Source organism: Streptomyces sp. JW3 (genome assembly GCF_052216785.1).
Lineage (GTDB): Bacteria > Actinomycetota > Actinomycetes > Streptomycetales > Streptomycetaceae > Streptomyces.
On record NZ_JBQOUX010000003.1, the window covers coordinates 48,319 to 71,812 of the forward strand.

The following is a 23,494-nucleotide window of genomic DNA, read 5'->3' on the forward strand; positions in this document are numbered from 1 at the left end:
TCAGTCTTCTAGTGCCGGGCGGCCTTCGCCGCCGCCCCGGCGCAGGCCATGCCCAGGATCAGGGCCAGGGCGCCGATGACGATGTTGTTCCAGATGACACCGGCGTCCGGACTCGACCCCACGATCCACGGCGAGATGATCATCCACACGCCGATGGCGCACATGGCCCAGCTGAGGCCGTACATGCGCTCCGGAGCCCGGGTGAAGCCCAGCGCCAGCAGCCCGATCGCGATGCCCACGACGAGGTTGTGGGCGACGAGGGAGGGCTGGCTCGACGTGAAGTGGAGGATCCAGGGGGACACGGCGCAGTACAGGCCGAGCAGGAACACCGGTCCGTCCATGAGTGCCACGTCACGGCCGCCGAGCACGCGGTCGTACCGGGCCCGCATCTCCGGGGCGTCGGGGTGGCTCCCCAGGTCGCTCCTGGTGTCGCCTCTGGTGTGCGAGACGTTGGCCATGGTCGTCTCCTTTGACTGGCAGGCCGTCCGCTTTCTGGTGCGGTATGCGACGAATGCCGCAATACCTCCATTCTGCTCCTTATCTCGCCCTTATGTGTAGGGGGGCGGGAGAAGAGAAGGGACCGGCCCTACCATGCTCCGGACGGTTTCGCGAACGCGTCCGTACGCGTCGGTCGCGCGTCGTATCGTCGGCGCATGGACGAGCCGACGACCCCGTCGCCGGACGGCGCCGGCCTGACCACCGGTGCCCTGGCCCGGCGGCTGGGGGTGTCCCCCACCACGCTGCGCTCCTGGGACCGCAGATACGGCATCGGGCCCGCCGTCCGCGACGCGGGCCGGCACCGGCGCTTCTCGCCCGAGGACGTCCTGGTGCTGGAGGCGATGTGCCGGCTGACGGCGTCCGGGGTGCCGCCCGCCGAGGCCGCGCGGCTGGCCCGGCAGGGCACCCGGCCCGCACCGCACGCCACCGGCGAAGGCCCGCCGCCCGGCCGCGACACCGGCCCGGCGGCCCCCGCCGACCTGCGCCGCGAGTGCCGCGGGCTGTCCCGGGCCGCCGTCCGGCTGGACGCGCCGGCCGTGCAGGAACTGCTGGACCGGGCCGTGGCACGGCACGGGCTGACCGGCGCCTGGCAGGAGGTGATGGTGCCGGCCCTGCATGCGGTGGGACGCAAGTGGGAGACGTCCGGGGACCGCTACGTCGAGGTGGAGCACCTGCTGTCCTGGCAGGTCTCCACCACGCTGCGCCGCCACACCCGCCCGCCGGCCCGCGGCACCGACGCCCCCGTCGTCCTGGCCTGCGTCCCCGGCGAGGAGCACACGCTGCCCATCGAGGCACTCAACGCCGCACTGAGTGAACGGCACCTCGCCACCCGGATGTTCGGCGCCGCGGTCCCCGCCGAGGCGCTCACCGCCGCCGTGCGCCGGCTGGGGCCGGTCGCCGTGGTGCTGTGGGCGCAGGCCCGGTCCATGGCGACCACCGCGCTGGCCCGGCACGTCGCGGCCACCCGGTGGGGGGTGAGCGGCGCCCGGCGCCGGCCGCTGGTGATGCTGGCCGGGCCGGGCTGGGCCGGACGGTCCGCGGCGGGGACCGCCCGGCCGTCGACCCTGTCGGAGGCGCTGGACATGCTGGCGACCGCCGCCGGCGCGCCCCTCACTCCCGGCCGCGGGCCCGCCTGAACCGGGCGAGGCCCGCCGCGAGCCCGACGACCGGCGCCGGGTAGCCGAGCGCGGCCCGGTCCGCCGCGGGCAGCTTCCACGGCTCGTGCGCCGACCGGCCGGGCAGCCCCGCGAGTTCCGGCACCCAGCGCCGGACGTACGCGCCGTCCGGGTCGTACCGCAGGCCCTGGACGACCGGGTTGAGCAACCGGTGCGGGCGGGTGTCGGTGCCGGTCCCGGCCGCCCACTGCCAGTTGAGCTGGTTGTTGGCCACGTCCCCGTCGACGAGCAGGCCGAGGAAGTGGCGGGCGCCGACGCGCCAGTCGACGTAGAGCGTCTTGGCGAGGAAACCGGCGGTCAGCAGCCGCGCCCGGTTGTGCATCCAGCCTTCGTGGCGCAGTTGCCGCATTCCGGCGTCGACCACCGGGAAGCCGGTGCGGCCCGTCCGCCACGCCTCGGTGTCCGCGTCCGCGCCGGGGCCCGCACGCCAGCGGTCGTGCCGGGTGCGGTAGTCCTCGGCGGCCGCCGCCGGGCGCGCGGCCAGCACCTGCCGGTGGAAGTCGCGCCAGGCTAGCTGCCGTACGAAGGACTCGGCGCCGGGGCCGCCCGCCCGCCGGGCGCGGTGCACGACCTCGTTGGGGGAGAGGGTGCCGAAGTGCAGGTGCGGCGAGAGCCGGGAGGTGGCGTCACCGGCCAGGTCGTCGTGCCGGTCCGCGTAGTGGGCGACAGGGGCGCGCAGCCATGCCGCCAGCCGTTCGCGGCCCTCCCTCTCGCCGCCCCGGGCCAGTCCCGGCGACAGGCCCGTGGGGCCGGGCCGGGCGGGCAGCGGTGCGGAGCGGACGCCGTCCGGCACGCGGACGGCGCGCGGCGCGGCGCGGACGGTGCGGGGCGGCGACTGGGACCACTGCCGGAAGTAGGGGGTGAACACGGCGTAGTGGTCGCTGGCGGCGGGGGTCACCGCGCCGGGCGGCACCACGGTGGTCACCGTCTCGTGCACGTGCAGCCGGCGGCCGGCGGCCTCCAGCGCGCGCCGGAGCCGCTCCTCGCGCATCCGGGCGTAGGCGCTGACGTCGGCCGCCATGTGCACCTCGTCGGCGTCCGCCTCGGTGGCCACCCGGCAGACCTGCTCGACGACGTCGCCGGTGCGGACGACGAGCCGGCCGCCGCGGGCGCGCAGGCCCGCGTCCAGGTCCCGCAGGCAGTCGGCGAGGAACGCCAGGCGGTTGGGTACGGCGAACCCGGCCCGGTCCACCGCCGGGTCCCGGACGAACAGCGGGACGACGTACCCGCAGCCGTCGCTCGCGGCCCGCAGCGGTGGATGGTCGTGCAGCCGCAGGTCGGCGGTGAACAGGACGACCGAGACGTGCATGCGCGGACTCCTGGGTGGGGGGGGAGATGCCACCGGGTTGCTTCCGGTCCGGCCGGGCGGGCGGATGCGGCCGGCCCGCGGCGGCCGGCGGAACGGGGCCGGTCCGGGCTCAGGTGATCGTCGGGGGCCGGTCGCCGGCCGCCGGGAGCGGACCGGCCGGAGCGCGCGGGGCGCGGGCCGGGGACGCCGTCGCCGCCGCGCGGGCGATGTTGCGGGCCATGCCGCCGAAGACCACGGCGTGGAAGGGCGACACGCTCCACCAGTACAGGTGGCCGAGCAGCCCGTGCGGGTGGAACAGGGCGCGCTGCCGGTACCGGGTGCGGCCGGCGGCGTCCGTCTCGGCGTACATCTCCAGCCAGGCCAGACCCGGCAGCCGCATTTCCGCGCGCAGCCGCAGCAGATGGCCCGGCTCGATCTCCTCGACCCGCCAGAAGTCCAGCGAGTCGCCGGCCCGCAGCCGGTCCGCGTCCCGCCGCCCCCGGCTCAGCCCGACCCCGCCGGCCAGCCGGTCCAGCCAGCCGCGCACGGCCCAGGCGAGCGGGAAGGAGTACCAGCCGTTGTCTCCGCCGATGCTCTCGATGACCCGCCACAGCGTCTCGCGCGAGGCGTCGACCCGGCGGGCGCGGCGGTCCGTGTACAGGCTGCCGCCCGCCCAGTCGGGGTCGGTGGGCAGCGGGTCGCTGGGCGCGCCGGGCACCGAGGCGTTCGACCAGCGGGTGGCCACCCGGGCCTCCTGGACGCGCCGCAGGGCCAGCCGTACCGCCTCGTCGAAACCGATCAGGGACTCGGGCGGATCGGGCACGTACCGTGCGATGTCGTGCTCCTGGCAGACCACCTCGTGGCGCAGCGACTCGGTGAGCGGTTTGGCGATGGCGGCGGGCACCGGGGTCACCAGGCCCACCCAGTAGCCGGACAGCCGCGGGGTCAGGACCGGGACCGGCAGGACGAACCGGTGCGGCAGGCCGGCGACGGTCGCGTACCGGTCCATCATCTGACGGTAGGTCAGCACGTCCGGTCCGCCGATGTCGAAGGCCCGGCTGACGTCGTCCGGCATCCGCGCGCTGCCGACCAGGGTGCGCAGCACGTCCCGGATCGCGATCGGCTGGATGCGGGTGTGCACCCAGTTCGGCGTCACCATCACCGGCAGCCGCTCGGTGAGGTGGCGCAGCATCTCGAACGAGGCGGAGCCGGAGCCGATGATCACGGCGGCCCGCAGCACCGTGGCCGGCACCCCGCAGTCCAGCAGGATGCGGCCCACCTCGGCCCGCGACCGCAGGTGCGGGGAGAGCGACCGCTCGGGTACGCCCGCCGGGGTGAGACCGCCCAGGTACACGACGCGCCGCACCCCGGCGGCCCGGGCCAGCTCGCCGAACAGCCGGGCCGCCCGGCGGTCGGTGTCCTCGAAACCGTCCCCGGTGGCCAGCGAGTGCACCAGGTAGTAGGCGACGTCCACGTCCCGCAGCGCGGCGGTGAGCGAGGCCCGGTCCGTGACGTCCCCGTGCGCCACCTCCACGTCGTCCGCCCACGGCTGGTCGCGCAGTTTGCCGGGGGAGCGGGCCAGGCAGCGCACCCGGTGGCCGGCGGCGAGCAGTTCCGGCACGAGCCGGCCGCCGATGTATCCGGTGGCGCCGGTCACCAGGCAGCGCGGCCCGGCCCCGGTGTCGTCGTCGCGCATCGTGTTCGGCCCTCCGGATCGGCGGCCCCCCTGTCGCCCTCCATGTGATCACCTCCGCGCACGGGCCTCCACCGGATGCGCCGCGCCGGGGGTATGCGTGGGACGAACGGGGGCAGGCGGAAGGTGTCCCGGCCGGATGCACCGGCCGTCGGGTCCCGGCTCCCGGAGGTGTCTGCCGCTATGGGCGCGAAGGTGTTGGAGCGATTTCCGGCGGGGTCTCCGCGCGGTTCGTGGCCGGCGGAGGAGTTCGCCGCCGCCCGCCGGGCCCAGGGTGAGCCCGCCACGGTCGTGATGGACCTGAAGTCGGACGCGTTCCTCGTCGTCGTCCCGGCGTCCGACGACGACTGACCCGCTAACCGCCCAGTGCCGCCAGATGGGCCCGCCGTACCGCCGCCGTCTGGCCCTGGATCAGCAGGAACATGCCCTCCCGGGCGAGCCGCTGCGCCGTGCCGTCCAGACTCATCGCCCGGCCGCCGCCGGCCACCACCGCCGCGGTCGTGGCCGCGCGCATCAGGTCGTACGAGCGGGTGCGCAGGGCGAGGCGTTCCGCGACGTGTTCGTGCGGGACGGGGTGGTCGGCCAGCGCGTAGGCCCGCCCGCGCAGTTCGTCGAGGCGGGCGCGCAGCGCCGCCGCGGTGTCATGGGCGTCGGGGGCGGCCGCCAGGAGGTCCAGCGCGGCGGACGTGACCCCGAACACGGCCGGCGAGGTGTTGGCGCTGCGTGGCCCGTCGGCCCGGGCGAACTCCTCCTGGGGAACGCGCCGCAGCACGGCGCCGTCCGGCAGCCACAGGCCGGCCAGCTCCAGGGAGACGGTCCGCGCGGCCGTCAGCGCCGCGAGCCGCATCGGCGCTGACGCCCGCAGGCCCGGCTGCTCGCGGGCGTCGGCGAACGCGAACACCACCTCGGCGTCCCGCGTCACCCCCGCGAGCAGCATGACGTCGTTCAGCCCCCACCCCGTGTACCAGGGCACCGTGCCGTCGAAGCGCCAGCCGCCCCGCTCGGCGGTGGCCCGCACCGGTACCCGCGGGAAGGCGCGTACGTGCGCGAAGGCGATGCCCGCCAGGGACGTGCCCGTGGCCAGCGCGGGCAGCAGGCGGTCCCGGGCCGGCAGTCCCGCCTCGGCCCCGGCGAGCATCCGGACCGGTGTGTGGTGCTGGGTCTGCACGAACCAGGTGGAGCAGCACGCCCCGGCCAGGATCTCCGCCGTCGCGCGCGCCACCGGGTCCGGGGCGCCCGCCCCGCCGTACTCCTTCGGGGCGCTCACCCCGAGCAGTCCCGCGCGGCGGACGGCCTCGAGGTGGCTGGCCGGCACGCCCTCCTGGTCGACCCGGGCGGCGGACGGGGCGAGCAGGCCGTCCGCGAGCCGCCGGGCGCGGGTGACGAGCGGGTGCGGGGCGGTGGGTGCGCTCATGGGCCCATTCTGGCCCGCTCCGCCCGAGTCGGAGTCCGACTGGTCTACACCCTTGACTGGTACATACCAATGCGGTTGAGTGTGCTCACCCACCCCCCACCACGGCCGTTCCGCTCCGGCCCCGCCCGCGAACGGCCGTACTCCGACAAGGAGTTGATCCCGTGTCGAGACGTCGTATCTCCGCGGCCGTGGCCGTCCTCGCCCTGGCCGGCGCCGTGCCGGTGCTGATGCCGGCCACCCAGGCGAGCGCCGCCGCCTGTTCCAGCTACCCGAGCTGGGTGGCGGGCAAGTCCTACGCCGCCGGCGACATCGTGCGCTACACCGACGGCAAGGCGTACATCGCCGAGTACGCCAACCCGGGCTACGACCCCACCATCAGCACCTGGTACTGGGAGCCGTACGGCTGCGACAGCGGCTCCACGCCGGTCGGCAGCTTCGTGGTCACCGAGGCCCAGTTCAACCAGATGTTCCCGAGCCGGAACGGCTTCTACACCTACAGCGGCCTCACCGCCGCGCTCTCCGCCTACCCCGGCTTCGCCACCACCGGCAGCGACACCGTCAAGAAACAGGAGGCCGCCGCCTTCCTCGCCAACGTCAGCCACGAGACCGGCGGGCTGGTGTACATCGTCGAGCAGAACACCGCCAACTACTCGCACTACTGCGACTGGAGCCAGTCCTACGGCTGTCCGGCCGGCCAGTCCGCCTACTACGGGCGCGGCCCGATCCAGCTCAGCTGGAACTTCAACTACAAGGCGGCCGGCGACGCCCTCGGCATCGACCTGCTGAACAACCCCAACCTGGTGCAGACCGACGCGGCCGTCGCGTGGAAGACCGGCCTGTGGTACTGGAACACCCAGAACGGTCCCGGCACCATGACCGCGCACAACGCCATGGTCAACGGCGCCGGCTTCGGCCAGACCATCCGCTCCATCAACGGGTCCATCGAGTGCGACGGGGGCAACGCCGCGCAGGTGCAGAGCCGGGTGACGACGTACCAGCGGTTCGCGGGCATCCTCGGCGTCGACCCGGGCTCCAACCTGTACTGCTGACCCGCCCCGCCGGGCGTGTGCGACACTCCGCCGATGACCACGGAAACGATCACCGCGCACGCCGCCGGCACCTGGACCCTCGGCGACCTGCCCGTCCGCCGCGTCGGCCTCGGCGCGATGCGGCTGACGGGCAGCGCCGCCTTCCACCTCGGCACCCCGGCCGACCGTGACCGCTCGCTGGCCGTACTGCGCCGGGCGGTCGAACTCGGCGTCAACCACATCGACACCGCCGCCTTCTACTTCTCCGCCCTGCGCTCCGCGGGCGAACTGATCAGCCGCGCGCTGGCGCCCTACCCCGACGACCTGGTGATCGCCGCCAAGGTCGGCCCGTACCGCGACTGGTCCGGCGCGTGGGGCACCGCGGCCCGCCCCGAGGACCTGCGCGGGCACGTCGAGGAGAACCTGCGCCAGCTCGGCCGCGACCACCTCGACGTCGTCTACCTGCGCCGGATGCGCCAGGACTCGATCGCCGAGCACTTCGGCGCCCTCGCCGAACTGCGCGAGGCCGGTCTGATCCGCCACCTCGCGCTCTCCGCCGTCGAGCCCCGGCACCTCGCCGAGGCGCAGGCCATCGCCCCGGTGGTCGGCGTCCAGAACCGCTACGGACTCGGCCACCACGACCCCGCCACCGACGAACTCCTGCTCCTGTGCCGCGACCAGGGCATCGCCTTCGTGCCGTTCTACGCCGTGGCCGGCGAGGCCGGACCCGAGCGGGCCGCCGCCGACCACGACGCCGGCGTGCGCGCGGTCGCCGCGGCGCACGGCGCGAGCCCCGCCCAGGTCCGGATCGCCTGGACCCTGCACCAGGGCCCGCACCTGCTCGCCATCCCCGGCACCGGCGACCCCGCCCACCTCGCGGAGAACGTCGCCGCGGGCGCCCTCCGGCTGACCGAGGCGGACCTCGCCCTGCTTGGCTGAACGGATGACAGTTTTACGTATAACTGTCATCCGTACTACCCTCTCCCGTCATCCCCGCCCGTCGCCCGGAGAGGTCCCGATGTCCCGCATCGCCCTGGTCGCCCTCGTCGTCGCCGACTACGACGAGGCCGTCCGCTTCTACACCGGCGCCCTCGGCTTCCGCCTCGCCGAGGACACGCCCCGCCCGGACGGCTCCCGCTGGGTCGTCGTCGAGCCCGGCCCGGCGGCCGGCGGCACCGCGCTGCTGCTGGCCCGCGCCAAGGACGAGCCGCAGCGGGCCCGGATCGGCGACCAGACCGGCGGCCGGGTCGGCTTCTTCCTGCACACCGACGACTTCGCCCGCGACCACGCCCGGATGACGGCGGCCGGCGTGACCTTCCTGGAGCAGCCCCGGCACGAGCCCTACGGCACGGTCGCGGTCTTCCAGGACCTGTACGGCAACCGCTGGGACCTGCTCCAGCCCACCACCCCCACCAAGGACACCGACGCATGACCACGCTCGACACCGACACGCTTCGCCGGCTGCCCAAGGCCGTGCTGCACGACCACCTCGACGGCGGGCTGCGGCCCGCCACCGTCGTGGAGCTGGCCCGGGAGGCCGGGCACCCGCTGCCCGACACCGATCCCGACGGGCTGGCCGCCTGGTTCTACGCGGCCGCCAACTCCGGTGACCTGGTGCGCTACATAGCCACCTTCGAACACACCCTGGCCGTGCTCCAGACCCGCGAGGGCCTGCTGCGCGCCGCCGAGGAGTACGTCCTCGACCTGGCCGCGGACGGTGTGGTCTACGGCGAGGTGCGCTACGCGCCCGAGCTGATGCTGAACGGCGGGCTGGCCCTGCCCGAGGTGGTCGAGACCGTGCAGGAGGGGCTGGCCGCGGGCATGGCGAAGGCCGCGGCGGCCGGTACGCCCGTCCGGGTGGGCACCCTGCTGTGCGGCATGCGGATGTTCGACCGGGTCCGGGAGGCCGCCGACCTCGCGGTCGCCTTCCGGGACGCCGGGGTGGTCGGCTTCGACATCGCCGGCGCCGAGGACGGCTTCCCGCCCGCCGACCACCTCGCCGCCTTCGCCCACCTGCGGCGCGAGAACGTGCCGTTCACCATCCACGCCGGGGAGGCGTACGGGCTGCCCAGCATCCACCAGGCGGTCCAGGTGTGCGGCGCCCAGCGCATCGGGCACGGGGTGCGCCTCACCGACGACATCCCCGACCTCGCGGGCGGCAAGCTCGGCCGGCTGGCCGGCTGGGTGCGGGACCGCCGGATCGCCCTGGAGATGTGCCCCACCTCCAACCTCCAGACCGGCGCGGCGGCCTCCATCGCCGAGCACCCCATCACCGCCCTGAAGAATCTCGGCTTCCGGGTCACCCTCAACACCGACAACCGGCTGGTGTCGGGCACGACGATGACCCGCGAGATGTCCCTGCTGGTGGAGCAGGCCGGGTGGGGCCTTAAGGACCTGCGCACGGTCACGGTGAACGCCGTCAAGAGCGCGTTCATCCCGTTCGACGAGCGCAGAGCCCTCATCGAGGACGTCGTCCTGCCGGGCTACGCGCTCAGCAGCAGCCCGCGCGCGTAGCCGGCCTGCCCGACGTGCTGGAGGTCGTCGGACAGCACGCTGACCAGCCGCACGGCCAGGGTGACCGGCGGGTCCCAGTTCTCGTCGACCACCCGCTCCAGGTCCTGGGCGGTCAGTGAGCGCAGGGCGCCGAGCGTCTGCTCGTGCACGGCGTCGTAGTAGCCGGTCAGCAGGTCCGCCGACGCGACCCGCACCTTCGCGACCTGCGCGGGACGGTGGCCGTACCCGGTGTCCCGGGCGGGCAGGCCGAGTCCGAAGCGCTTCTCCCAGTCCTGGGCCAGCCACACCTGGTCCAGGCCGAACGCGTCGGCGAGGTGGTCGTCCTGGACCCGGGCCAGATGCCAGAGCAGCCAGCCGATGGAGTTGGTGTCGGGGGAGGGGCGGGCGGCCAGGTCGTCGGGGCCGAGGCCGTCGACGGCGGCGTGCACCTCTTCCCGGATACGGCCGTAGCCCTCGATGAGGATGTCCTTCGCATGCATACGTCCACCATGGCGCACCGGCCGGTCAGGCGCTCGCCGTTTCCAGCAGCGCCATCAGCGCCCGGGCCGCCGGACTGGTGGCCTGCGGGGGCGGCAGCAGCGCCACGGTCTCGTACAGCACCTCGTCGGTCTCCTTGAGCGGCAGCGAGGTCAGCGAGGCCCGCTTGTGCCGGAAGTGACGCGGGACGACGGCCACGCCGAGGTTCTCGTCGATCAGGTCGAGCAGGCCGTGCACGTCGTTGACCTCCAGCGCCACCGTGCGCCGGACGCCCGCCGCGGCGAACGCGGTGTCGGTGACCCGGCGCGGCCCCCAGTCCGGGTGGAAGTCGACGAAGACCTCGTCGGCCAGGTCCCGGGGGGCCAGGACCGCGCCGCGCTCGGCGAGGCGGTGGCCCGGGTGGCACAGCACGGTCATCGGCTCGCTGCTCAGCGACACCGAGCGCAGCCGGTCGGTGTCCGACTGGATCCGGTAGGCGAAGGCCAGGTCGAGCCGGCCCGCCGCGACCTCCTCGGCCAATTCGCCGGAGCCCGCCTGCCGCAGCCGGATCTCCACGTCCGGATGGCGGCGCCGGAAGCCGGCCAGCAGCCCGGCCACCGGCACCCCGGCGATGCACTGCTCGGTGCCCACCGACAGCGTGCCGCGCAGCACGCCCTGCACCGCCGCGACCGCCTCGTGCGCCGCCCGCACCTGGGCCAGGATGCGCTGTGCCTCACCGAGCAGCGCCCGCCCGGCCTCGGTCAGCGTCACCCGGCGGGTGGTCCGCACGAACAGCGGCGCGCGCAGCTCGCGTTCCAGCGCCCGGATGGACGCCGACAGGCCGGACTGCGAGACGACCAGGCGTTCCGCCGCCCGGGTGAAGTGCTGGTCCTCGGCGACCGCGACGAAGTGCTGGAGATGGCGAAGTTCCACGACTGAGAAGCGTAGCCGCTGAATCCGATCGGATTCTCCTGTTGGACCACTGGCCGCACCCCGCGCGAGAGTGGGGGCCGACCCCTCGCAGCACACCCCCGGCTTTCTCTGGAGACGCGTTGTACACCGCACCCCCCGACCGCTACGCGACCCTGCCCTACCGGCGCACCGGCCGCAGCGGCCTCAAGCTCCCCGCGCTCTCGCTCGGCCTGTGGCACAACTTCGGCCCGGACCGCCCGGTCGAGACCCAGCGCGCCATCCTGCGCCGCGCCTTCGACCTCGGTGTCACCCACTTCGACCTGGCCAACAACTACGGCCCGCCGCCCGGCGCCGCCGAGTCCGCCCTCGGCGAGGCACTGACGGCCGACTTCGCGCCGTACCGCGACGAACTGGTGATCTCCACCAAGGCCGGTTACCTGATGTGGCCCGGCCCGTACGGCGAGTGGGGCTCGCGCAAGTACCTGCTGTCCTCCCTGGACCAGAGCCTGAAGCGGATGGGCCTGGAGTACGTCGACATCTTCTACTCGCACCGCCCCGACCCGGACACTCCGCTGGAGGAGACGATGGGCGCCCTGCACTCGGCGGTGCAGCAGGGCAAGGCGCTCTACGTCGGTGTCTCCAACTACTCGGCGGAGCAGACCCGCGAGGCCGCGCGGATCCTGGCCGACCTGGGCACGCCGCTGCTGATCCACCAGCCGCGCTACTCGATGCTCGACCGGCGCCCGGAGAGCGAGGGCCTGCTGGACGCCCTCGACGAGCTGAACGTCGGCTCCATCGCCTACTCCCCGCTGGAGCAGGGCCTGCTGACCGGCCGGTACCTCAACGGCATCCCGGAGGACTCCCGGGCGGCGAGCGACAGCCCGTTCCTGAACTCGGACGCGGTCACCGAGGACCTGGTCGGCAAGCTGCGCGAACTCGACGCGCTCGCCACGTCCCGCGGCCAGTCCCTGGCGCAGATGGCGCTGGCCTGGGTGCTGCGCGGCGGCCGGGTGACCTCCGCGCTGGTCGGCGCGAGCAGCCCGGAGCAGCTGGCGGACAGCGTCGCCGCCGTCGGCAACCTGGACTTCGACGCCGACGAACTGGCCCGGATCGACGAACTCGTCAAGGCGTAGGAAAACTTCCGGCCAGTCGAACCGGTGAATATGCCAAGAGACTGGCCGGAAAGGCATGGTGACAGTGGTTCAGCGGTGAACATACTCAACTCCTAGGGCGCATCACGCCACGCGACAGCGCCCTCACCCACAGCGCACGACCCATGCGACGGGGGAGGGGAGACGTGCACGACGAGTTCCTGTGCCATGTCACCGCGTACGGAGTCTGTGACGGGCGGCGGATCGGCGTCCCGCTGGGAACCTACCGGGCCCCCACCCTCGCCCTCGCCCTGTGGTGGCTGCGCGACCGGGCCTCCTGGATCGCCGAGCGGCTCGATCCGCAGCCCGACCGGCCGCACCTGCCGCGCGGCGCCCTGACCCCGGTGGCCGACGACGCCCCGGACGTCCCGCTGGCGCTGCGCGCCTGGTGCGCCGACGTGGTGCAACAGGAACTGGTCGGCGAGGAACTGGCCGCCGGACGGCTGGTGCGGGTGGCCACCAGCGACGAGACCACCGAGTACGAACTGCTCGCCGAGTCGGTGGACGCCCTGCGCATGCAGCGCACCGGCCCGGCGCTGGTGGTGCCCGTCGCCTGAACGGCGTCACCGGCGCAGGGCGGTTTCCCGCTCCATGTGCGACAGCTTCTCGGGGTTGCGCACCGCGTACAGACCGGTGATCAGACCGTCGTCGACACGCACCGCCACCACGGTGTCCAGCTCGCCGTCGAGCCGGACGACCAGTGCCGGGTGCCCGTTGACCTGCGCCGGGCGCAGCGCGGCCGCGGTGGCCACCCGGCCCAGGCCGGCGATCAGCAGCCGGGCCACCTTGCCGGCGCCCGTGATCGGCCGCAGGACGGCCTGCCGCACCCCGCCGCCGTCGCCCAGCAGCACCACGTCCGGCGCGAGGATGTCGAGCAGCCCCTGAAGATCGCCGGTCTCGACCGCCCGCCGGAACGCGGCGAGCGCGTCCCGGGTGTCGGCGGCGGAGACGGTCCCGCGCGGCCGGCGGGCCGCGACATGGGCGCGGGCCCGGTGTCCGATCTGCCGGACCGCCGCCGGGCTCTTGCCGACGGCGTCGGCGATCTCGTCGTACCCGAGGGCGAACACCTCGCGCAGCACGAACACGGCCCGCTCCACGGGCGCCAGGGTCTCCAGCACCAGCAGCACGGCCATCGAGACGCTGTCCGCCAGTTCGACGTCCTCGGCCACGTCCGGTGTGGTCAGCAGCGGCTCGGGCAGCCAGGAACCGACGTAGGACTCCTTGCGCCGGCCCAGCGCGCGCAGCCGGCTCAGCGCCTGCCGGGTGGTGATCCGGACCAGGTACGCCCGCGGTTCGCGCACCTCGGCGAGGTCGACGCCGGACCAGCGCAGCCAGGTCTCCTGGAGCACGTCCTCCGCGTCGGCGGCCGAGCCGAGCATCTCGTAGGCCACGGTGAACAGCAGGTTGCGGTGGGCGACGAACGCCTCGGTGGCGCGGTCGCCGTGTTCTGTCGTCACGTACCCGGGACGCCGGGCGCGCCGGTTCTGTGACAGCCGCGGTCCGTGGCGCTCGTCACATTCGCGCCATGTCACACGGCCCGCGGCGGCGGCGTCCTGTGGGCATCCGACGTACGAACACGAGTGAGGACGACACCATGGAAGCCCGGTTCAACCTGTTCGAGAACGAGATCGCGGCCAAGTTCGCCAAGCGGTTCGCCGGCACCGCGCTGGTGCTCCAGCAGTCGCCGCTGCCCAAGTCCACGCAGGAACTGATGGCGCTGCGCGCCAGCCAGATCAACGGCTGCGGCCACTGCGTCGACATGCACGTCAAGGAGGCCGCGGCGGCCGGGGAGAGCGCGGTACGGCTCAGCCTGGTCGCCACCTGGCGCGAGTCCACCGTCTTCACCGAGGCCGAACGGGCCGCGCTGGCCCTCACCGAGGAGGGCACCCGGCTCGCCGACGCCCACCAGGGGGTGTCCGACGAGACCTGGGAGCAGGTGCGCGAGTACTACGACGACGACCGGACGGCGGCGCTGGTCTGCGTGGTCGCGCTGATCAACGCGGCCAACCGGCTGGCCGTGATCACGCACCAGAAGGGCGGTTCCTACCAGCCCGGGGCGTTCGCCGCGGCCTTCGGCTGACCGTCGCTACCGCCGGGTTCCCAGGCGCGCGAGCAGGGTGCCGAGGAACCCGGCGGCCAGCCCCCACCCCACCGCCGGGCCGAGCAGGGTCCACCACCGCGGCCGCAGGAACAGTTCCCCCGCCGGCCCGCCGCCCAGGCCGCCGACGCCCGGCACCGACAGGCCGTACTGGGCGCGGACCCGGGCGACCAGGCCGATCATCAGCACCGTCAGCACCAGCGCGACGGCCAGCCGGACGGCGTTGTGCCAGGCCGGGGTGGCGGCCGGGGACCGCGCCGCCAGCAGGCGGCCGGCGGCCGGCAGCAGCAGCGCGGCGGCCACCAGCAGCCACCAGGCCCGGCCGTCCTGCTCGGTGAGCGTCCCCAGGTTCACGGTCGAGACGTCCGGGGTGCGCAGCACCTGGTCCAGGACGCGCGGCAGCGGCAGCCCGAACGGTCCGTCCACCCGCCCGTGCCAGGTGCCGCCCATCCCGACCGTCAGCGCCGGCCACACCAGGTTGGGCAGGGCGAGCAGCAGCACGGCGAAGGTCCGCGCCGGATGCCCCCGGGTGGCCGCGACGACCAGCGCGACGACGGCACCGGCCGCGACACAGGCGAGCAGCAGCACGACCATGGCGTACGCCGCCGGCCGCGCGGCCGACCCGAGCCGCGCGAGCCGGCCCGGCAGCGGGGCCACGGGCGCCACCAGCAGCGCCACCAGCAGGACACCCGCCAGCCACAGCAGGCCGAACAGCACCGACAGCGGCACGTCCGTGGTGAAGCCGACGGTGGGGGAGACGCCGAACAGGTCACCGAGGTCGTCCAGCAGTCCCTCGCCGAGGGACACCTCGAAGGTGTGCCGGGCGGCGAAGGCCAGGGCGAGCAGGGCGAGCAGCCACAGCACGGCGATCCGCCCGGCCCAGCGGGCCAGCGCGGGCCCGTCGGCCACCGTGCGGTGCCGCAGCGGCCGCTGGAAGCCCCGGCCCAGCACCAGCGCCCCGGCCAGGGTGACCGACAGCGGCATCACGGTGAGCCCGGCCGTGCCGCCGGCCAGTTCCCCGGCGTCCCCGGTCAGCTCCGGCGCGCCGCCCAGCGCGGCGACGACGACCGCCGCGAGGACCGGCCCGAACGCGCCGTCGGGCAGGTCCGCCGCGCCGGCCGCCCACAGGCCGAGCGCGGCGACCAGGAACAGGGCGGCCAGCGCGGCCAGCACGGTGCCGAGGGCGGCCGCCCAGCCGGCCCCGGAGGGGGTTCGCGGACTCATTCCGGCACGCTATGCGGCGCCCCGGTGCCGGGGGTCCGGGCCCACCGGGTGACGCGCGGGGTGTCACTCGCCCGCCGGGCGGGCCGCACCGAGTCACCGGCCGCCGGCCGGCGCGGAGCGTCAGGCGGCGGCCCGGACCACCAGGGCGTAGTCGCCGAGGCCCAGCAGCCGGTCGGCCGGTATGTCCCCGTAGGCCGTGACCACCCGCAGTACCCGGCCGGTGTCCGGATCGAAGACCAGGTCCCGGACCGTGCCCGCCTCGTCACCGGCGTCCGTCAGCACCCGGCTGTCCACCGGGTCGTGCGGCGGCACCGGGCCGGCCGGGCCGGCCGACCGGACCAGGACGGCGTCCGGCCCCACGGCGTGCAGCGCCGCCCACGGCAGTACCGTCTCCCGGCGCGGGCGCCGGCCGCGGACCCTCAGGTGGGTGACCGTGCCCGCGGCGGCGTCCACGGCCAGCGAGGTCACGGTGCCCAGCTCCGCCGCGTCGGCCAGGGTGAGCACCGGCAGGCCGTGTATCTCGGAGAACAGCGTCATGACGGGTGTCCCTTCCGGGGTTCCGGGGGACCGCCGGCCGCCAGCGCGGCCAGCTCGTCGAGACCGCTGACGACATGCCGGACGGCGTCCGCGGGCAGGACGAGCGCCCGGCCGGACACGGCGAGCGTCTCGCCGCGCGGCACATAGACCTGGCGCCGCCGGCGTCTGGACCCCGGCGCGAGGGCCTTGCTCGCGGCCACCCGGAAGCCGACCACCCGGCCGCTGCCACCGCCCTCCACCACCACGTCGAGCACCGTGCCGACGTCGGTGCCCGTGTCGGTCAGTACCCGCGCCCCCAGCACCCGGCCCTGCGTCGCCTCCCGGCGGGCCACCACGGCGGCGGTCGCCGCCAGCTCCCGCCGGTCGCGGATCAGCACCGCGTCATGGCCCAGCGCGTGCACCGCGGGCCAGGGCAGGCTCTGCCGCAGCGGACCCGACAGCAGGCCCCGGCCACTGAGCGTGAACCCCGTGATCCGGCCGGCCTCCGCGTCGAAGACGGTGTCCTTGACCTGCGCCACCGCGTCCCCGCCCAGGGTCACCACCGGCCGGGTGGTCAGACTCCGCGCGGCCATCAGCTCGTTCATCGCACGCCCTTCCCGCCGGGCCGGTGCCCGGGCCGCACCGCGACGACCGTGCCGGACCGCCGCCGGGCCTGTACCGCCAGGGTCAGCAGCCCCACGGCGACCAGCACCGCGACCACCACGACGAGCCACGTCCACCAGGCCACGGTCCACCTCCCGGACTCCGCCCCGGGCACCGCCCGCGATCGGCCGGGGTCACTGTCCGGGTGCCCCGCGCGGCTGTGACAATGCCCGCAGTGAGAATGAGGTGACATGCACGGCCGACAGCGGGGTACCAGGACTGGTGCAGCAGCGTCCGGCCAGTCCGGCTTCCGAGAGAGAAACGCATGATCGACCACCTGGACGGGGCAGTGATACCGACTGGTTTCGACGTGCCCGTGGAACCGCTACGGCGGGCGGCACACTACACCGGCGAGCCGGGATGCATCGCCGAGGCGCGCTCCTTCGCGTCGCTCTTCCTCCAGCAGCTGAGGACCGAGTGGTGCGCCACGATCGGCCGCCCCGCCGACGGTGCCGTGCTCCTGGTGGTCAGTGAGCTGGTCACCAACGCCGACCGGCACAGCCAGGGCCCGTACATCCTGGAGCTGGAAGGCACCGACAAGTCGGTGACGGTGTCCGTCTACGACAGCAGCGCAGCGGTGCCCAAACGCTTTCCCCGCGACCCGGAGCGGATCGGGCGGCACGGACTGGAGATCGTGCACGCGCTGGCCGACGAACTCGTCGTGGAACGGGTGCCGGTCGGCAAGCGGGTCCGCGCGGTCGTACCGCTCACCGACTGACCGCACCGCGAGGCGCACGGTGGTCTCCCGCCGTGCGCCCCGTCATGTCACGCGGTGCGCGTGTCCCGTGGCTCAGGCGTGGTCGAGTTCGCCCAGCATGCCCGCGCGCAGCCGGGCGATGATCCGCTTGATCAGCCGGGAGACGTGCATCTGCGTGCAGCCGAGCCGTTCGCCGATCTCCGCCTGGGTGGCCTCCTCCACGAACCGCAGGTGCAGGATCTGCCGGTCGCGTTCGCTGAGTTCGGCCATCAGCGGCGCCAGGGTGTGGAAGTCCTCGACGAGCCGCAGCCCCTCCTCCTCCACGCCGATGAAGTCGGCCAGCACCGACTCGCCGCCCTCGGGGCCGTCGCCGGTGAGCGCGGCGTCCAGCGACGAGGAGTGGTACCCGTTGGCGGCGATCTGGCCCTCGATCACCTGGTCCTCGCCGATGTTCATCAGCGTGGCCAGCTCGGCGACGGTCGGCTCGCGGTCCAGCCGGCTGGACAGCTCCTCCCGGGCCTTGGCCAGCTCGACACGGAGTTCCTGGAGCCGCCTGGGCACGTGCACCGCCCAGGTGGTGTCACGGAAGAACCGTTTGATCTCGCCGACGATGTACGGCAGCGCGAAGGAGGTGAACTCCACCTCGCGCGACAGCTCGAACCGGTCGATGGCCTTGATCAGACCGATCATCCCGGTCTGGACGACGTCCTCCATGTCGTCGCCGCGGCCCCGGAACCGGCCGGCGGCGAACCGCACCAGCGACATGTTCATCTCGATCAGGGTGCCCCGCGCGTACTGGTACTCGCGAGTGCCCTCCTCGAGTACGGACAGCCGCTGGAAGAACTGACGGGACAGCTCCCGCGCGTCGCGCGGCGCCACCGAACGACCGTCCACGGTCTTCGGCCGGATCACGGCGGTGTCCATCGCCTCTGCCACGAAAGTCACGTCTCGACGCCTCCCAGAATCCTTCCGGCGGTGCGGATCCCCAGGTCAGGCGAGCACATGCCGCCCAAGTGACCCGGTACCGCCCGCTCAGGATATCCGCGCCGCCGCCCGCCCACACGTCAGCGGCGCGGACGCCGGGCGGACCCCGATTTCCCTCAGGGCGGAACGCCGGGCCCTTCCGCCGCCGCGGGCCGCTCCTAGGCTGGGGAGGTGAGCAGCCAAACACCTGACGAAGCCCGGGTCGTCCCCCTGCGTCCGCATCTCGGGCGCCCGCACGCCGCGCGCCCGGCCCCCGCGCCCCGGGAGCCGCTCTGGCGCGACCTGGTCGGCGACGTACTGCGACGGGAACGCCTCGCCCAGCAACGGACGCTGAAGGAGGTGGCGGAGGCGGCCCGGATCTCCATGCCGTACCTCTCCGAGGTGGAACGCGGCCGGAAGGAAGCCTCCTCGGAGGTGCTCGCGGCCGCCGCCCGGGCGCTCGGCCTCGGCCTCGGCGACCTGCTGACCCGGGCCCACGGCGAACTCACCCGAGTCACCGCCCACCGCCCGGCCGCCGGCCGCGCCGGTTCCCGTCATGACGGGCTCTGCCTGGCGGCGTGACAGGACGGGGCGGGGCGCCCCCTGCGCGGCGCCCCGCCTCCCCGCACCGGACCGCCGCCGGCTCAGGTCCGCACCAGCCGCCGGCTGAGCACCTCGTCGGCCAGCCCGTACGCCACCGCCTCCTGGGCCGTGAACACCTTGTCGCGGTCCATGTCCGCGCGCAGCGCGGCGGCCTCGCGGCCGGTGTGCCGGGCCAGCACCTCCTCCACCTGGGCGCGGATCCGGACCATCTCCTTGGCCTGGAGCGCCAGGTCGGAGACCGTGCCCTGGCGGCCCCCGCTGGCCGGCTGGCCGAGCAGCACCCGCGCGTGCTCCAGCACGAACCGCCGCCCGGGGTCGCCGCCGGCCAGCAGCACCGCCGCCGTGGAGGCCGCCTGACCGACGCAGAACGTCGAGATCGGCGCCTGTACGAACGTCATGGTGTCGTAGATCGCCATCAGCGAGGTGAACGAGCCGCCGGGGGAGTTGAGGTAGATCGAGATCTCGCTCTCCGGTGCCGACGACTCCAGGTGCAGGAGTTGCGCGATGACGACGTTGGCCACGCCGTCGTCGATCTCGGTGCCGAGGAAGATGATCCGCTCCGCCAGCAGCCGGCTGAACACGTCGTAGGACCGCTCGCCCTGCGGGGTCCGCTCCACGACGTTCGGAATGGTGTACGTCCCCATGGTCACAGCCCCATCCGTCGCCGCGTCGCGGCCGGGCGGACGTCCGTGAGGGACTCCACCACCCGGTCCACCATCCCGTACTCCTTGGCCTCCTCGGCCGTGAACCAGCGGTCCCGGTCGCCGTCCCGCGAGATCGTCTCCGGTGCCTGGCCGGTGTGCTCGGCGGTGATGCGTTCGATGGTCCGCTTGGTGAACTCCAGGTTGTCCGCCTGGATCTCGATGTCCGCGGTGGTGCCGCCGATGCCCGCCGACGGCTGGTGCATCATGATCCGCGCGTTGGGCAGCGCGTACCGCTTGCCCGCGGCGCCCACGCTGAGCAGGAACTGCCCCATGCTGGCGGCGAACCCCATGGCGAGCGTGGCGACGTCGTTGGGGATCAGCCGCATCGTGTCGTAGATGGCGAGCCCGGCGTGGACCGAGCCGCCGGGGCTGTTGATGTACAGGCTGATGTCGGTGCGCGGGTCCTCCGCGGACAGGATCAGCAACTGGGCGCAGATCCGGTTCGCGGAGACCTCGTCGACCTGGGTGCCCAGCACGACGATGCGCTGGGCGAGCAACTGCGCGGCGAGGTGGTCGTCGAACCGGCTCGGCGGGGTGTCGCCCTCCTCCGCTCGCGGCAGCAGAGGGGCGGTGGTCAGTGGGGACATCGGCGCTCCTTCGGTTTCGTCCGGACGGTGCCGTCGCCCCCACTGTCGGCCCGGGACCGCCCGCACCGGGGCTTTCTCTGCCCGCGGCAGATTCGCCCAGGGCAGAGCGGTCAGCCGGTCCGGCCCTCCCGCAACTGCCGGAAGAACGCCCGTACGTCGCCGACCAGCAGCTCCGGCTGCTCCAGCGCCGCGAAGTGCCCGCCCCGGTCGAACTCCGTCCACCGCACCAGGTTCTCGGTGCGCCGGGCCCGGTGCCGCAGCGGGATCTGCGGGTCGGCGGCGAAGGAGGCGACCGCGGTCGGCGCGGTGGACGGCTCCCCGGGGGCGGCGGTGCGGCCGGTGGCGTGCGCCCGCTCGTAGTAGACGCGGGCCGACGAACCGGCGGTGCCGGTCAGCCAGTACAGCATCACGTTGGTCAGCAGCCGGTCGCGGTCCACCGCCTCCTCCGGCAGCCGGCGGGAGTCCGTCCACTCGGCGAACTTCTCCACGATCCAGGCGAGCTGTCCGACGGGGGAGTCGTTGAGCGCGTACGCCAGGGTCTGCGGCCGGGTGGCCTGCTGGACGGCGTACCCGGTGCTCTCCCGGGTCCACGCCTCCCAGCGGCGCCACGACCGCAGGGTGCGCTCCCGTTCCGCGGCGCCGAGCCCGGCCAGCTCGGCGGCGGTCGGCTCGGTGGCCTGCTGGCCGCCCGGCAGCAGGTTGAGGTGGACGCCGATCACCTCTTCCGGGTGCACGCGCCCCAGCTCGCGGGAGATCGCCGCGCCCCAGTCGCCGCCCTGGAGGCCGTACCGGTGGTAGCCGACGCGCCGCATCAGCTCGGCCCAGGCGTCGGCGATCCGCCCGGCCTCCCAGCCGGTGTCCGGCGCCGGTCCCGACAGGCCGAACCCGGGCACGCTCGGCACCACCAGGTGGAAGGCGTCGGCCGGGTCGCCGCCGTGCGCCACCGGATCGGTCAGCGGCCCGGCCACGTCGAGGAACTCGGCGATCGACCCCGGCCAGCCGTGGGTGATCAGCAGCGGGGTCGCGTCCGGCTCGGCGGAGCGGATGTGGGCGAAGTGCACGTTCGCGCCGTCGATGGTGGTGGTGAACTGCGGCCAGGCGTTCAGCTCCGCCTCGGCGGCCCGCCAGTCGTAGTCGTGGCGCCAATACCACACCAGCTCCCGCAGGTACTCCCGCTCCACCCCGTACGCCCAGCCGGCGCCGGCGGGCTGGTCCGGCCAGCGGGTCCGGTCCAGCCGGGCGTGCAGATCGTCGAGATCGCGCTGCGGGACGTCGAGGCGGAAGGGGCTCAGCAGGCTGGGGGCGCCGTCGTCGACGGGTGTGGAGGAGAGCACGGCCGGATGGTAGGCGCGGGGCCGGGCCCCGGTCGAAGGGTTTGCCGCGCGGCCGATGAGTTTCCGGCCCCGCGCCGGTCGACACAGATGACCGCGTTCCACGCGCCCAGGAGGTACCGATGGCCAGCGACGGATTCACCACGTGCCTGTGGTTCGACGACCAGGCCGAGGAGGCCGCCCACTACTACGTCTCGGTGTTCAAGGACTCCGACTCCCGCGTCGGCGAGATCACCCACTACCCCGAGGGCGGCCACCGCCCCGTCGGCACGGTGCTCACCGTCGACTTCACCGCCAACGGACAGAAGTTCGTCGGGCTCAACGGCGGACCGCAGTTCAAGTTCACCGAGGCGATCTCCTTCCAGATCACCTGCGAGAACCAGGAGGAGGTCGACCACTACTCGGAGCGGCTGACCGAGGACGGCGGCGAGCTGGGACCCTGCGGCTGGGTCAAGGACCGGTTCGGGGTGTCCTGGCAGGTGGTGCCGAGCCGGCTGCTGGAGATGTTCTCCGGCCCCGACCGGGCCGCGGCCGCCCGCGCCAACAAGGCGATGGAGTCGATGCGCAAACTGGACATCGCCGCCCTGGAGCGGGCCTTCGCCGGGGAGTGAGCCGGGCAGCGAGGTACGGACCCGCCCAGGGGAGCCGCCGAGGGTCTGGACGTTCCCTGCACCCCGCCGGGGACCGGCTCGCGGCCATGGCATGATCGAGCCCATGCGTGAACGTGTTGTGGCCGCGTGCGACGGGGCCTCGAAGGGCAATCCCGGCCCGGCGGCCTGGGCCTGGGTCGTCGCCGACGAGAGCGAGACCCCGGACCGCTGGGAGGCGGGCCCGCTGGGCCGGGCCACCAACAACGTCGCCGAACTCACCGCCCTGGAGCGGCTGCTGGCGGCGACCGACCCGGCGGTGCCGCTGGAGATCCGGATGGACTCCCAGTACGCGATGAAGGCCGTCACCACCTGGCTGCCCGGCTGGAAGCGCAACGGCTGGAAGACCTCGGCCGGCAAGCCGGTCGCCAACCAGGAACTGGTCGTGCGCATCGACGAACTGCTCGGCGGCCGCTCGGTGGAGTTCCGCTACGTACCGGCCCACCAGGTCGACGGCGACCGGCTCAACGACTGGGCGGACCGCGCCGCCAGCCACGCCGCCGTCGTCCAGGAGGCGGCGGGCAGCGCGCTGGGCTCGCCCGAGCCGCCGCCCGCCCCGGACGCCCCGGTCAAGGCCGCGCGCCGCAAAGCCCCCGCCGCCCGGAAGGGCGGCGGAGGCTCCGCGCGGACGATCAAGGCGAAGTTCGCCGGGCGCTGTCTGTGCGGACGCTCCTACGCGGCCGGTGAGGCCATCGCCAAGAACGACCAGGGCTGGGGCCACCCGGAGTGCCGCACGGCGGCGGCCGGGTAGCGGCGGCGCGCGTCACACCGCGCCGCGCCAGCCCCCGGTCTCCTGGCCGCGCCGCTCGATGAAGTGCTTGAAGCGCTCCAGGTCACCCTTGGTCTGCCGCTGCACGACGCCCAGCTTGTCACCCACCTTCTCGGCGACGCCGTCCGGGCGGAACTCCATCTGGAGCATCACCTTGGTGTGCCCGTCGTCGAGGCGGTGGAAGGTGACGACCCCCGCCTGCTCGGCCTCACCGGCGACCGTGGTCCACGCGACCCGCTCGTCCGGGATCTGCTCGGTGATCCGCGCGTCGAACTCGCGCCGGACGCCGTCGACCTTCGTCACCCAGTGCGTCAAGGTGCTGTCGCGCTGCTCGATGCGCTCGACCCCGCTCATGAACTCGGGGAACGACTCGAACTGGGTCCACTGGTTGTAGGCGGTGTGGACCGGCACGCCGACCTCGATGGATTCCTCGACCTGCGACATCAGGTACTGCCTCCTTCGGCCTTCGTCGGGTGGACGGCCCGGGTACCCGACGCCCGCGCGGCGAATCTTCTGATCGTCCGTCACCTCGCTGTTACCCTGCGGGTCATATGACCGTTTTG

29 protein-coding genes are annotated in these 23,494 nt (G+C 74.1%); 13 read left to right on the forward strand and 16 right to left on the reverse strand.

Features of this window, described 5'->3' with window-relative positions; translation table 11 throughout:
* Nucleotides 1-8 precede the first annotated feature (8 nt).
* Entirely contained in the window at nt 9-458 is a 450-nt protein-coding gene (locus ACTT8P_RS02425; protein ID WP_442829813.1) for an SPW repeat protein, read from the reverse strand.
* 195 nt (nt 459-653) lie between these two features.
* On the opposite strand from ACTT8P_RS02425, the gene ACTT8P_RS02430 reads away from it, so the two are divergent.
* Nucleotides 654-1,634, forward strand: coding sequence for a MerR family transcriptional regulator (locus tag ACTT8P_RS02430; RefSeq protein ID WP_442829814.1), 981 nt, complete (start codon nt 654-656; stop codon nt 1,632-1,634).
* On the opposite strand, the gene ACTT8P_RS02435 is transcribed toward ACTT8P_RS02430, so the two are convergent.
* Complete coding sequence (locus tag ACTT8P_RS02435; protein ID WP_442829815.1) at nt 1,609-2,982, reverse strand: cryptochrome/photolyase family protein; 1,374 nt, start codon at nt 2,980-2,982, stop codon at nt 1,609-1,611. The genes ACTT8P_RS02430 and ACTT8P_RS02435 overlap by 26 nt on opposite strands.
* Before the next feature lie 109 nt (nt 2,983-3,091).
* Entirely contained in the window at nt 3,092-4,657 is a 1,566-nt protein-coding gene (locus ACTT8P_RS02440; RefSeq protein ID WP_442829816.1) for an SDR family oxidoreductase, read from the reverse strand.
* A 180-nt stretch (nt 4,658-4,837) separates the two neighbouring features.
* Here ACTT8P_RS02440 and ACTT8P_RS02445 point away from each other — a divergent pair, with 180 nt between their 5' ends.
* Nucleotides 4,838-5,005: a hypothetical protein gene (locus tag ACTT8P_RS02445; RefSeq protein ID WP_442829817.1), complete on the forward strand. Its 168-nt coding sequence runs from the start codon at nt 4,838-4,840 to the stop codon at nt 5,003-5,005.
* Nucleotides 5,006-5,009: 4 nt separating this feature from the next.
* Here the strand turns inward: ACTT8P_RS02445 and ACTT8P_RS02450 are convergent, their stop codons facing one another.
* Complete coding sequence (locus ACTT8P_RS02450; RefSeq protein ID WP_442829818.1) at nt 5,010-6,068, reverse strand: acyl-CoA dehydrogenase family protein; 1,059 nt, start codon at nt 6,066-6,068, stop codon at nt 5,010-5,012.
* A gap of 161 nt (nt 6,069-6,229) precedes the next feature.
* Between ACTT8P_RS02450 and ACTT8P_RS02455 the strand changes: the two genes are divergently transcribed.
* The 4 genes from ACTT8P_RS02455 (at nt 6,230) to ACTT8P_RS02470 (ending at nt 9,610) form a co-directional block, all read left to right on the forward strand.
* Nucleotides 6,230-7,117, forward strand: a complete 888-nt coding sequence (locus ACTT8P_RS02455) for a glycoside hydrolase family 19 protein (protein ID WP_442829819.1) — start codon at nt 6,230-6,232, stop codon at nt 7,115-7,117.
* A gap of 33 nt (nt 7,118-7,150) precedes the next feature.
* Nucleotides 7,151-8,035 (forward strand): aldo/keto reductase, encoded by an 885-nt coding sequence (locus ACTT8P_RS02460; protein ID WP_442829820.1) that lies wholly within the window; start codon nt 7,151-7,153, stop codon nt 8,033-8,035.
* A 79-nt stretch (nt 8,036-8,114) separates the two neighbouring features.
* Nucleotides 8,115-8,528, forward strand: a complete 414-nt coding sequence (locus tag ACTT8P_RS02465) for a VOC family protein (protein WP_442829821.1) — start codon at nt 8,115-8,117, stop codon at nt 8,526-8,528.
* Nucleotides 8,525-9,610, forward strand: coding sequence for an adenosine deaminase (locus ACTT8P_RS02470; RefSeq protein WP_442829822.1), 1,086 nt, complete (start codon nt 8,525-8,527; stop codon nt 9,608-9,610). Before ACTT8P_RS02465 ends, ACTT8P_RS02470 begins: the two co-directional genes overlap by 4 nt.
* Here the strand turns inward: ACTT8P_RS02470 and ACTT8P_RS02475 are convergent.
* Nucleotides 9,580-10,089, reverse strand: coding sequence for a mycothiol transferase (locus ACTT8P_RS02475; RefSeq protein ID WP_442829823.1), 510 nt, complete (start codon nt 10,087-10,089; stop codon nt 9,580-9,582). The genes ACTT8P_RS02470 and ACTT8P_RS02475 overlap by 31 nt on opposite strands.
* 25 nt (nt 10,090-10,114) lie before the next feature.
* The gene (locus tag ACTT8P_RS02480; protein WP_442829824.1) at nt 10,115-10,999 is read right to left on the reverse strand and encodes a LysR substrate-binding domain-containing protein; all 885 of its coding nucleotides are present in this window, start codon (nt 10,997-10,999) and stop codon (nt 10,115-10,117) included.
* A 119-nt stretch (nt 11,000-11,118) separates the two neighbouring features.
* Between ACTT8P_RS02480 and mgrA the strand changes: the two genes are divergently transcribed.
* Both mgrA and ACTT8P_RS02490 read left to right on the forward strand, forming a co-directional pair.
* A complete protein-coding gene (mgrA, locus tag ACTT8P_RS02485) occupies nt 11,119-12,111 on the forward strand; it encodes an L-glyceraldehyde 3-phosphate reductase (protein ID WP_442829825.1) in 993 nt (330 codons plus the stop codon).
* Between the two features lie 164 nt (nt 12,112-12,275).
* On the forward strand, nt 12,276-12,686 hold the full coding sequence (locus tag ACTT8P_RS02490) for a hypothetical protein (protein WP_361166551.1): 411 nt from the start codon (nt 12,276-12,278) through the stop codon (nt 12,684-12,686).
* A gap of 6 nt (nt 12,687-12,692) precedes the next feature.
* On the opposite strand, the gene ACTT8P_RS02495 is transcribed toward ACTT8P_RS02490, so the two are convergent.
* The gene (locus ACTT8P_RS02495; protein WP_442829826.1) at nt 12,693-13,586 is read right to left on the reverse strand and encodes an RNA polymerase sigma-70 factor; all 894 of its coding nucleotides are present in this window, start codon (nt 13,584-13,586) and stop codon (nt 12,693-12,695) included.
* A 137-nt stretch (nt 13,587-13,723) separates the two neighbouring features.
* Between ACTT8P_RS02495 and ACTT8P_RS02500 the strand changes: the two genes are divergently transcribed.
* A complete protein-coding gene (locus tag ACTT8P_RS02500) occupies nt 13,724-14,209 on the forward strand; it encodes a carboxymuconolactone decarboxylase family protein (RefSeq protein ID WP_442829827.1) in 486 nt (161 codons plus the stop codon).
* Nucleotides 14,210-14,215: 6 nt separating this feature from the next.
* Here the strand turns inward: ACTT8P_RS02500 and ACTT8P_RS02505 are convergent, their stop codons facing one another.
* From ACTT8P_RS02505 to ACTT8P_RS02520, 4 genes are all read right to left on the reverse strand, one after another.
* A complete protein-coding gene (locus tag ACTT8P_RS02505; RefSeq protein WP_442829828.1) occupies nt 14,216-15,451 on the reverse strand; it encodes a streptophobe family protein in 1,236 nt (411 codons plus the stop codon).
* A gap of 120 nt (nt 15,452-15,571) precedes the next feature.
* Entirely contained in the window at nt 15,572-15,988 is a 417-nt protein-coding gene (locus ACTT8P_RS02510; RefSeq protein WP_442829829.1) for a PRC-barrel domain-containing protein, read from the reverse strand.
* Nucleotides 15,985-16,572, reverse strand: coding sequence for a PRC-barrel domain-containing protein (locus ACTT8P_RS02515; RefSeq protein ID WP_442829830.1), 588 nt, complete (start codon nt 16,570-16,572; stop codon nt 15,985-15,987). Before ACTT8P_RS02515 ends, ACTT8P_RS02510 begins: the two co-directional genes overlap by 4 nt.
* The gene (locus ACTT8P_RS02520; RefSeq protein ID WP_442829831.1) at nt 16,569-16,715 is read right to left on the reverse strand and encodes a hypothetical protein; all 147 of its coding nucleotides are present in this window, start codon (nt 16,713-16,715) and stop codon (nt 16,569-16,571) included. Before ACTT8P_RS02520 ends, ACTT8P_RS02515 begins: the two co-directional genes overlap by 4 nt.
* A gap of 180 nt (nt 16,716-16,895) precedes the next feature.
* Here ACTT8P_RS02520 and ACTT8P_RS02525 point away from each other — a divergent pair, with 180 nt between their 5' ends.
* Nucleotides 16,896-17,348: an ATP-binding protein gene (locus ACTT8P_RS02525; protein WP_442829832.1), complete on the forward strand. Its 453-nt coding sequence runs from the start codon at nt 16,896-16,898 to the stop codon at nt 17,346-17,348.
* Between the two features lie 72 nt (nt 17,349-17,420).
* On the opposite strand, the gene ACTT8P_RS02530 is transcribed toward ACTT8P_RS02525, so the two are convergent.
* Entirely contained in the window at nt 17,421-18,251 is an 831-nt protein-coding gene (locus ACTT8P_RS02530) for a SigB/SigF/SigG family RNA polymerase sigma factor (protein ID WP_442829898.1), read from the reverse strand.
* A 231-nt stretch (nt 18,252-18,482) separates the two neighbouring features.
* On the opposite strand from ACTT8P_RS02530, the gene ACTT8P_RS02535 reads away from it, so the two are divergent.
* Nucleotides 18,483-18,872 (forward strand): helix-turn-helix domain-containing protein, encoded by a 390-nt coding sequence (locus tag ACTT8P_RS02535; protein ID WP_442829833.1) that lies wholly within the window; start codon nt 18,483-18,485, stop codon nt 18,870-18,872.
* Between the two features lie 62 nt (nt 18,873-18,934).
* Here the strand turns inward: ACTT8P_RS02535 and ACTT8P_RS02540 are convergent, their stop codons facing one another.
* The 3 genes from ACTT8P_RS02540 to ACTT8P_RS02550 all read right to left on the reverse strand — a co-directional run bounded on the left by ACTT8P_RS02540 (nt 18,935) and on the right by ACTT8P_RS02550 (nt 21,518).
* Nucleotides 18,935-19,537 (reverse strand): ClpP family protease, encoded by a 603-nt coding sequence (locus ACTT8P_RS02540; protein ID WP_442829899.1) that lies wholly within the window; start codon nt 19,535-19,537, stop codon nt 18,935-18,937.
* A gap of 2 nt (nt 19,538-19,539) precedes the next feature.
* Nucleotides 19,540-20,184 carry an ATP-dependent Clp protease proteolytic subunit gene (locus ACTT8P_RS02545; protein ID WP_442829834.1) on the reverse strand — a complete coding sequence of 215 codons (645 nt, stop codon included), beginning with the start codon at nt 20,182-20,184 and terminating at the stop codon, nt 19,540-19,542.
* A gap of 110 nt (nt 20,185-20,294) precedes the next feature.
* Nucleotides 20,295-21,518 (reverse strand): epoxide hydrolase family protein, encoded by a 1,224-nt coding sequence (locus tag ACTT8P_RS02550; RefSeq protein WP_442829835.1) that lies wholly within the window; start codon nt 21,516-21,518, stop codon nt 20,295-20,297.
* Between the two features lie 119 nt (nt 21,519-21,637).
* Between ACTT8P_RS02550 and ACTT8P_RS02555 the strand changes: the two genes are divergently transcribed.
* The gene (locus ACTT8P_RS02555; RefSeq protein WP_442829836.1) at nt 21,638-22,126 is read left to right on the forward strand and encodes a VOC family protein; all 489 of its coding nucleotides are present in this window, start codon (nt 21,638-21,640) and stop codon (nt 22,124-22,126) included.
* A gap of 91 nt (nt 22,127-22,217) precedes the next feature.
* A complete protein-coding gene (locus ACTT8P_RS02560; RefSeq protein WP_442829837.1) occupies nt 22,218-22,913 on the forward strand; it encodes a ribonuclease H family protein in 696 nt (231 codons plus the stop codon).
* Between the two features lie 12 nt (nt 22,914-22,925).
* Here the strand turns inward: ACTT8P_RS02560 and ACTT8P_RS02565 are convergent, their stop codons facing one another.
* Nucleotides 22,926-23,375: an SRPBCC family protein gene (locus ACTT8P_RS02565; RefSeq protein ID WP_361166593.1), complete on the reverse strand. Its 450-nt coding sequence runs from the start codon at nt 23,373-23,375 to the stop codon at nt 22,926-22,928.
* Nucleotides 23,376-23,494 lie beyond the last annotated feature (119 nt).

Coding starts and splice junctions, on each gene's coding strand:
- ACTT8P_RS02450 (WP_442829818.1), bottom strand. CDS start 6,068: ATGAGCGCACCCACCGCCCCGCACCCGCTCGTCACCCGCGCCCGGCGG.
- ACTT8P_RS02435 (WP_442829815.1), bottom strand. CDS start 2,982: ATGCACGTCTCGGTCGTCCTGTTCACCGCCGACCTGCGGCTGCACGAC.
- ACTT8P_RS02525 (WP_442829832.1), top strand. CDS start 16,896: ATGATCGACCACCTGGACGGGGCAGTGATACCGACTGGTTTCGACGTG.
- ACTT8P_RS02545 (WP_442829834.1), bottom strand. CDS start 20,184: ATGTCCCCACTGACCACCGCCCCTCTGCTGCCGCGAGCGGAGGAGGGC.
- ACTT8P_RS02555 (WP_442829836.1), top strand. CDS start 21,638: ATGGCCAGCGACGGATTCACCACGTGCCTGTGGTTCGACGACCAGGCC.
- ACTT8P_RS02515 (WP_442829830.1), bottom strand. CDS start 16,572: ATGAACGAGCTGATGGCCGCGCGGAGTCTGACCACCCGGCCGGTGGTG.
- ACTT8P_RS02475 (WP_442829823.1), bottom strand. CDS start 10,089: ATGCATGCGAAGGACATCCTCATCGAGGGCTACGGCCGTATCCGGGAA.
- ACTT8P_RS02465 (WP_442829821.1), top strand. CDS start 8,115: ATGTCCCGCATCGCCCTGGTCGCCCTCGTCGTCGCCGACTACGACGAG.
- ACTT8P_RS02565 (WP_361166593.1), bottom strand. CDS start 23,375: ATGTCGCAGGTCGAGGAATCCATCGAGGTCGGCGTGCCGGTCCACACC.
- ACTT8P_RS02510 (WP_442829829.1), bottom strand. CDS start 15,988: ATGACGCTGTTCTCCGAGATACACGGCCTGCCGGTGCTCACCCTGGCC.
- ACTT8P_RS02425 (WP_442829813.1), bottom strand. CDS start 458: ATGGCCAACGTCTCGCACACCAGAGGCGACACCAGGAGCGACCTGGGG.
- ACTT8P_RS02470 (WP_442829822.1), top strand. CDS start 8,525: ATGACCACGCTCGACACCGACACGCTTCGCCGGCTGCCCAAGGCCGTG.
- ACTT8P_RS02540 (WP_442829899.1), bottom strand. CDS start 19,537: ATGGGGACGTACACCATTCCGAACGTCGTGGAGCGGACCCCGCAGGGC.
- ACTT8P_RS02505 (WP_442829828.1), bottom strand. CDS start 15,451: ATGAGTCCGCGAACCCCCTCCGGGGCCGGCTGGGCGGCCGCCCTCGGC.
- ACTT8P_RS02530 (WP_442829898.1), bottom strand. CDS start 18,251: ATGGACACCGCCGTGATCCGGCCGAAGACCGTGGACGGTCGTTCGGTG.
- ACTT8P_RS02440 (WP_442829816.1), bottom strand. CDS start 4,657: ATGCGCGACGACGACACCGGGGCCGGGCCGCGCTGCCTGGTGACCGGC.
- ACTT8P_RS02445 (WP_442829817.1), top strand. CDS start 4,838: ATGGGCGCGAAGGTGTTGGAGCGATTTCCGGCGGGGTCTCCGCGCGGT.
- ACTT8P_RS02500 (WP_442829827.1), top strand. CDS start 13,724: ATGGAAGCCCGGTTCAACCTGTTCGAGAACGAGATCGCGGCCAAGTTC.
- ACTT8P_RS02460 (WP_442829820.1), top strand. CDS start 7,151: ATGACCACGGAAACGATCACCGCGCACGCCGCCGGCACCTGGACCCTC.
- ACTT8P_RS02430 (WP_442829814.1), top strand. CDS start 654: ATGGACGAGCCGACGACCCCGTCGCCGGACGGCGCCGGCCTGACCACC.
- ACTT8P_RS02560 (WP_442829837.1), top strand. CDS start 22,218: ATGATCGAGCCCATGCGTGAACGTGTTGTGGCCGCGTGCGACGGGGCC.